Genomic DNA, 4,152 nt, shown 5'->3' with positions numbered 1-4,152 from the left:
CCAGCGCATCAAACCGGGCCGCTACCTTGGGCGAGAAGATGCTCATCGTCTCCGGACTCATCGCATCAACTCCCGCGCCCATGCCTCAGCCGCCATGTCCATCTCTTCCTCTGGGTGCCCGAGGTCTCGATTCTGAGACCTGGGTTCCAACCATCTCAACCGCCCAGCCTCAGTAAACTCCAGCATTCCGCTCCGTCCGTCGTCGCGCTTCCACATCACGTGCGCGCCGTTCCGTTTCAAATCGAGCCACGCGTCCGCGTGACGCACTGTAATCTGCTCTTCCCCTAACTCGACCGTCGCCTGCCTGTTCCCATTCAGGCCATGCGCCGCGGTGTAGCTGCGGAGCAGGGAAGCAAGCGATACCCAAAGTTCCACGTACAACTGAGCCGTCTCCGGCATCAGCGGTCGATCTCCCCCAGCACAATATCAATCGACCCGATTACCGCGACTACATCGGCCAGCATGCGCCCTTTGCACATGGTTTCGAGTGCCTGCAAGCTCGCAAAACCGGGATACCGCATGTGCACGCGATACGGTTTCGCTGTCCCATCCGAAACCACGTAATACCCCATCTGCCCATGGCCCGATTCAATCCCCTGGTAAACCTCACCGGCCGGAACGTTGAAGCCTTCAGTCACGATCTTGAAGTGATGGATCAGCGCTTCCATCTGCGTCTTCATCTTCTCGCGATCCGGCAGCACAATCTTCGGCGCATCGGCTTTGATCGGGCCGCTCGGCATCCCGTCCAACGCCTGCTGAATGATGCCGATCGATTCGCGCATCTCGAGCAAACGCACTTCGTACCTTCCCCAGCAATCGCACCGATTTGAAACTGGTACCTTGAACTGGAACTTCTCGTAGCTCGAATACGGCATATCGCGCCGCAAATCGAAATCGATACCGGAAGCGCGCATCGTCGGTCCTGTCACGGCGAGCGCAATCGCGTCTTCCGGCGACAAATGTCCAACCCCCATCAGCCGATTGCGAAAGATCGGATTTCCCGTCAGCAGGTTCGAATACTCATCGATTTTTTCCGGAAACGTCTTGATGAATGCCTGGATGCGATCGAACAGATCCAGCGGCGGCTCCATCGACAATCCACCGACGCGGAAGTAGCTGGTCATCATGCGCTGCCCGGATACCGCTTCAAAGATGCGCAAAATATCTTCGCGTTCCCTGAAGGTGTATAGGAAGACCGTCAGCGCGCCGATGTCCATGGCATGCGTGCCGAGCCAGATCAGGTGCGAATTCAAACGCGTTAGTTCGGTCAGCAGCACGCGGATCCACACGGCTCGTTCCGGAATCTCCAACTGCAGCAGCTTCTCGACGGCAAGGCAGTAGCAGAGATTGTTGGCCATGGGGCCGAGATAGTCCACGCGATCCGTCAACGGAACAACCTGCTGATAAAACTTAGCCTCGCAGGTTTTCTCAATACCCGTGTGCAGATAACCGATTTCCGGATAGAGCCGGACTACAATTTCGCCGTCGATCTCCAGCACCAGGCGCAACACACCATGCGTGGACGGGTGCTGCGGTCCCATATTCAGGACCATGTGCTGGTCGCGTGCGCCCTCCGCTGGAGGAGCCTGCAGGATGGGTGTTCCGACATCGACCATCAGCGGTAGCCCTCCACCGGGTAGTCCTTGCGCAACGGATGTCCCACCCAATCATCAGGCATCAGGATGCGGCGCAGATTCGGATGCCCTTCGAAACGAATCCCGAAAAGATCAAACACTTCGCGCTCGTAATAGTTCGCGCCCGACCAGACCGAGGTGATCGATTCAATAGCCGGATCGGAACTGTCTACCCAGGTCTTCAGACGGATTCTTTCCTTATATTGATGCGAAAGAATGTGGTAGCTGAGCTGAAAGCGCGGCTCAGACGGTAGCCAGTCCACGGCAGTCATGTCTTCGAATGCGTTGTAACCGGCATCCTTGACTGCGGCTACGGCCTGGCAGATGGTTTCCGGCGTCACCGTCAAGGTGAGTTCGCCGCGATCGAAGAGGGCATCGGTGAATGCATCGGCGTTCCAGGCAAGAAGCGCTTTTACCGCCGGATGATCGGGCAGCCCTTCCAGCACAGCTTGCTTTCCCGCGAGAGTTTCCTTTGGAGCGTCTGCCATTCTTAGAGGTCCGCCTTGTCCATGCTCCAGTTCAGAATGCCCTTGCGCACGATGTAGTACAGACCCACCGCAATAAAACCGAGATACACAATCATTTCCCAGAAACCGAAGAGTCTTTGTCCGGTGATATGCGGCAGCTGCCGGTAGATGACTGCCCAGGGCATCATGAAGACCGCTTCCACATCGAACAGGATGAACAGCATGGCCACCATGTAAAAGCGCACGCTGAATCGTGCGCGCGCGTCGCCAACTGCTTCAATTCCACATTCGTACGCAGCCAGCTTCACGGGGAGATTGCGATGGCGCCCGACAAACCAGGACGCAAGGACCATTATCGCCGCAAGTCCAATGGCAAAAAGGATTTGCATCAGAAGTGGAAGGTATTGCCAGTGGTAGGGAATCATGTACACCCTGTCTGCAATGGTCCGCAAAATGTGCGGCATCCCCATTGGGCAGAAAGAGCCCACTGCGACAGGCCGCTGGTTTGAGCTTAGGTTCCAAACCTCATCCCGTCAAGGCGATCAGGCAGCGCTCAAAGCTGCAGTTTAAATTTAAGCCAGCCAACATCGGGATGATGCATTTCCAGATTGATGGGCGCGGCAGGAATTACTGCTCGTGAGAGAAATCACTTTGCTCGTTTGAATTTGTATACCTGTCGCATCTTTCGGGCATCTGTGAGTTGTGTCACATGGATTCCCCGGGAAAGTGTTCAACTTCTTGCTCCACAATCTTCAAATCGGTGCGCGTCATGAGTGGTTTCTAGGACGGTCGGTTCGAATCTGAACTTCAAGTCTTGGGCCGCCCGATCATCGGCCCTGTCATTGTCCGTCCCATCCCACCCTTGGCGACTGTCTCACCCAAGGGGTTCACCTCAACCTCTGTCAAGTGCAACATCGCTCCCCGGCCTTCCAACCCGCAGATTCCACGCGTGCAAAAACTTTCGCGTTTTTGCATGCAGTTTCACCTCTCCGGCGCACAATCAGAGGTGCAGGAGTATCTGATGCCCACGCACTACATCACCCTCGTCATCTCTTCGGATGTCGATCCGAAGAGGCGGTCTTTCACCCGCCCTTCCATGCATCTCTTTGCGATCTTGCACCCCCTCCCCCCTCCCCCCTGTGAAACTGTGAAGACCATCTACGACCGCATCTAACCCATGCCGCATCACTCGGTCTCTCGCTCAAATCCCACAGCTTCACAGTTTCTGTGAAACTGTGGATACAGAGTCGCAGGTGTCCTGCTCACAAAAGGTCGAGGCTGGCGTTGGGTCACATCTCGGCTTTGCATCCACTCGCCATTTGTCGGAGCTTGGGCGACCTCGGCGCTGGATGGTAGCCTGAACCTGTGCATCTACCACTTCGAGAAACCCTGAGGAGGCGGCGTGCGCGAACCTTCCCGATTGCCGTTCTCGCGTGCGCGCTCTTTCTCATCGCGTCTGCTCAATCGCCTGAGAAGATCGATGTAAACCCCACATTCACGATTGCAAAATATCAGCCGGGTTCTCCCATGCACATGGTGGGTTATGGTGACATGCGGTTTACCGATCCCTCGGTGAAGATCGGAACCAACCCGCGAATCCGCAAGTGGCTTGCAGAGCGGGTTGCCCAGGAGAATCCCGAAGTGCTGCTCCTAACCGGCGACATGCCCTACGTCGGCGCGAGCGATGCTGACTGGCAGGTCTTTCGCGACGAGACTGCGCTTTGGCGTCAAAACCACATCCTGCAACTCCCCACGATTGGGAATCACGAAGTCCGCGGCGGCAATCCCGAGGGAATTGCGAATTATCTGAAGAACTTTCCCGGCATTAAGGGCCACCGCTTCTACTCTGTGCTGATGGGCAGCGTAGAAGTGATCTCACTCGATATGACCTCGCCGGCAGGAGGCACAAGCACGCAGGCCACCTGGTTTGCAGCTCAGCTCGATCACCTGCCCAGGCAGGTGGATTTTCTCTTTATCCTCTACCACACGCCATGGGTCGTCGATGATCAGTCAAAACTGTTCACGAACCTGCCTTCGAAGGAGGCGCTCAC

The 4,152-nt window shown here is 56.3% G+C and carries 6 protein-coding genes; 2 read left to right on the top strand and 4 right to left on the bottom strand.

The features are described from left to right. Nucleotides 1-57 precede the first annotated feature (57 nt). Genes WA354_RS05170 through WA354_RS05155 form a run of 4 tightly spaced genes read right to left on the bottom strand, consistent with a single transcriptional unit; the run spans nt 58 to nt 2,526 of the window. Complete coding sequence (locus tag WA354_RS05170) at nt 58-399, bottom strand: transcriptional regulator (RefSeq protein WP_472811941.1); 342 nt, start codon at nt 397-399, stop codon at nt 58-60. Continuing rightward, nucleotides 399-1,616: an NADH dehydrogenase (quinone) subunit D gene (gene nuoD, locus WA354_RS05165; RefSeq protein ID WP_472811940.1), complete on the bottom strand. Its 1,218-nt coding sequence runs from the start codon at nt 1,614-1,616 to the stop codon at nt 399-401. The genes WA354_RS05170 and nuoD overlap by 1 nt, the downstream gene beginning before the upstream one ends. Beyond that, nucleotides 1,616-2,122, bottom strand: coding sequence for an NADH-quinone oxidoreductase subunit C (locus WA354_RS05160; protein ID WP_472811939.1), 507 nt, complete (start codon nt 2,120-2,122; stop codon nt 1,616-1,618). The genes nuoD and WA354_RS05160 overlap by 1 nt, the downstream gene beginning before the upstream one ends. A gap of 2 nt (nt 2,123-2,124) precedes the next feature. Further along, nucleotides 2,125-2,526, bottom strand: a complete 402-nt coding sequence (locus WA354_RS05155) for an NADH-quinone oxidoreductase subunit A (RefSeq protein ID WP_472811942.1) — start codon at nt 2,524-2,526, stop codon at nt 2,125-2,127. Between the two features lie 524 nt (nt 2,527-3,050). On the opposite strand from WA354_RS05155, the gene WA354_RS05150 reads away from it, so the two are divergent. Further along, nucleotides 3,051-3,275: a hypothetical protein gene (locus tag WA354_RS05150; protein WP_472811938.1), complete on the top strand. Its 225-nt coding sequence runs from the start codon at nt 3,051-3,053 to the stop codon at nt 3,273-3,275. A gap of 191 nt (nt 3,276-3,466) precedes the next feature. Further along, nucleotides 3,467-4,152: metallophosphoesterase family protein (locus WA354_RS05145; RefSeq protein WP_472811937.1), on the top strand; the 686-nt coding region annotated here is incomplete at its 3' end.

The organism is Occallatibacter sp. (genome assembly GCF_049802275.1).
Lineage (GTDB): Bacteria > Acidobacteriota > Terriglobia > Terriglobales > Acidobacteriaceae > Telmatobacter.
Note: the sequence above shows the minus strand (reverse complement) of the source record. Positions and strands in the feature narration are given on the sequence as shown.